The sequence below is a fragment of the Acrocarpospora macrocephala genome (assembly GCF_009687865.1).
Classification (GTDB): domain Bacteria; phylum Actinomycetota; class Actinomycetes; order Streptosporangiales; family Streptosporangiaceae; genus Acrocarpospora; species Acrocarpospora macrocephala.
In genome coordinates this window covers 80036-82495 of the sequence record NZ_BLAE01000055.1, presented here as the reverse complement: position 1 = coordinate 82495, position 2460 = coordinate 80036, and the positions used below count along the sequence as shown (strand labels likewise).

2 protein-coding genes are annotated in these 2460 nt (G+C 71.0%); one reads left to right on the top strand and one right to left on the bottom strand.

The window, feature by feature from the left end; genetic code table 11:
• On the bottom strand, positions 1 to 219 hold a 219-nt coding region (locus Amac_RS55545; protein ID WP_218041549.1), incomplete at its 3' end, for a hypothetical protein.
• Positions 220 to 228: 9 nt separating this feature from the next.
• On the opposite strand from Amac_RS55545, the gene Amac_RS38745 reads away from it, so the two are divergent.
• Positions 229 to 2409, top strand: coding sequence for a tetratricopeptide repeat protein (locus tag Amac_RS38745; RefSeq protein ID WP_218041548.1), 2181 nt, complete (start codon positions 229 to 231; stop codon positions 2407 to 2409).
• Positions 2410 to 2460 lie beyond the last annotated feature (51 nt).

Sequence of the window (2460 nt, the reverse complement as noted above, 5' to 3'; positions counted from 1 at the left end):
GGGCAGGAGGGGGTTGATTCTGCGCATCGGGCGCAGGAGGCGCAGTTTGGGGGGCAGGGCGATCCCTTCGCCGGGCGGGAAGCTCGGTTTGGGGGTTCGGATGGTCGGTATTCGGGGTCGGGGGAGGAGCGGGGGCAGGGAGCAGAGGGAGTCCAGCGGGGTGGGCCTGTGCTCGCGCAGTTGCCGCCTGAGCCGCCGGACTTTACGGGGCGGCGGCATGAGGTGGAGATGCTGGCCGAGCTGCTGGTGCCCCGGGTGGGGAGTTTGTCGGTGCCGGTGGCGGTGGTTTCCGGGCAGGGCGGGAGCGGGAAGTCCGCGCTTGCCGGGCATGTCGGGCATCGGTTGGCGAGGGAGTTTCCCGATGGGCAGATCCATGTGGAATTGCGCGGGATGACGGATGCGCCGGCCGCGCCGGAGGAGGTGCTCGGGCGGCTGTTGCGTGAGCTCGGGGCCGACCCCGTCAACCTGCCGGCCGGACAGGAGGAGCGGGCCGCGCGTTACCGCTCGCTGCTGGCCGGGCGGCGGGTGCTGATCGTCCTGGACGACGCGGCGGACGAGCGGCAGGTCCGGCCGCTCCTGCCGGGCACTCCCGGTCCGGCAGTGCTGATCACTTCGCGCAATCGGCTGGCCGGGCTGGCGGGGGCGGCGTTCACCGAGCTTGCCGTACTCAGCCCGGATGAGGGTGTGGAGCTGCTCACCAGGATCGTCGGCCAGGACAGGGTCGGAAAGCAGGAGGAAGCCGCGCGGCGGATTGTCGCGCTTTGCGGGCATTTGCCGCTGGCGATCAGGATCGCGGGCGCCAAACTCACCTCCCGCCGGGCATGGTCGCTGGACCTGATGGCCGATCGCCTCACCAGCGAGTTGCGCCGCCTGGACGAGTTGGCCGTCGGCGACCAGGAGGTCCGGGCCGGAATCGAGCTCAGCTACCGCGCCCTGCCGGATCCGGCCCGGCGCGGTTTGCGCCTGCTCGGCTTGCTCGGGCTGCCGGGCTTCTGCGCGGCCACGGTGGGAGCGCTCCTCGGCCTCCCCCGCGACCAAGCGGAAGACCTCATCGAAGGCCTGGTGGACGCCCAGCTCGTGGAACACACCGGCACCGACGGTCTCGGCGACCTGCGCTACCGCATCCACGATCTGGTACGGATCTTCGCCCGCGAACGCGCCGAATCCGAGGACGAGCCGCAGGACCGGGTGGCGGCCGTGGAAGGTGTGCTCGGCCGGTGGCTGTGGCTGATCCAGCAGATCACGCTGGCCGCGCCGTCCGGTTCGATCCACCTCCGGGAGGCGTACCCCCACGCCATCGAAGTCGAGCCGGCGCTCACCGAATCCGTGCTGGCCGATCCGCGCGCCTGGTTCGAGGCCGAGCAGGACAGCCTGGTCGTCGGGGTCGAGGTGGCCGCCGCGATGGACCTGGATGAGCTGGCCGGGGAACTCGCCTCCGCCCTGTGCGGGTCGGTTTTCGTCGTCCACAACCGTCTGCAGGCGTGGACCCGCACCCACGACGCCGCCCTCGCCGCCGCCCGCCGGGCCGGGAACAAACACGGCGAAGCCCGCCTGCTGGCCGAACTCGGCGAGCTCAAGTACGCCCAGGATCGTTTCGCCGAAGCCCGCGAATGCCTGATCCAGGCCCTGGCCATGTTCCGCGAGGTCGGCGACGCCCAAGGCGAGACCTCCGCGCTGGCCTCGCTCGGCGCGTCCTGCCGCGAACAGGCCAGATTCGCCGAAGCCATCGAACATCTCGACGCGGCCAGGACCACCGCCCGCGCGATGGGCGACGAGGCCGCGATCGGCCAAGTCACCCGGCTCCGCGGCTCGGTACGGCTGGAGCTCGGCGACTACGCCCTCGCTCAGGAGGACCTCGCCGAATCCCTGACCGCCTACCGGAACGCGGGCAGCCGCCGCGGCGAGGCGCTGACCCTGCGCAGCCTGTCCCTGGTCCACCGCGCGATGGGCGAACTCGCCCTGGCAGAAGACCTCGCCGCCCAATCCCTGGCCATCTTCCGCGAAGTCGGCGACGAACTTTTCGAGGCCTTCGGCGTCCAGGCCTGGGCCAAATCCCGCCTCCGCCAGGGCAAGTACGACGGCCTCCTCGCCCAGTTGGAGAACGCCCTGGCCGTCTCCCGCCGCTCCGCCGACCGCTTCGGCGCCGCCCTCACCCTGCGCACCCTCGGCGAACTCCACCTGGCCGAAGCCCGCTACGACCACGCCGCCACCTGCTTCGACGAATCCATCCACCTCTGGGACGAACTCGACCTCCCCCTCTTCCGCGCCCGCACCCTCCGCGACGTCTCCCACCTCCACACCCGCCTAGGCGACCCCACCACCGCCCACGCCACCCTGCAATCCGCCCTCCAAATCTTCGAACGATACGGCTCCCGCGAATACACCGAACTCACCCAAGCCCCTGACTGACGGAAACTCGACAAGCGACTTGCGGTGGTTTCCCCACCCACCCACCCTTGG

Coding starts and splice junctions, on each gene's coding strand:
- Amac_RS38745 (WP_218041548.1), top strand. CDS start 229: ATGCTGGCCGAGCTGCTGGTGCCCCGGGTGGGGAGTTTGTCGGTGCCG.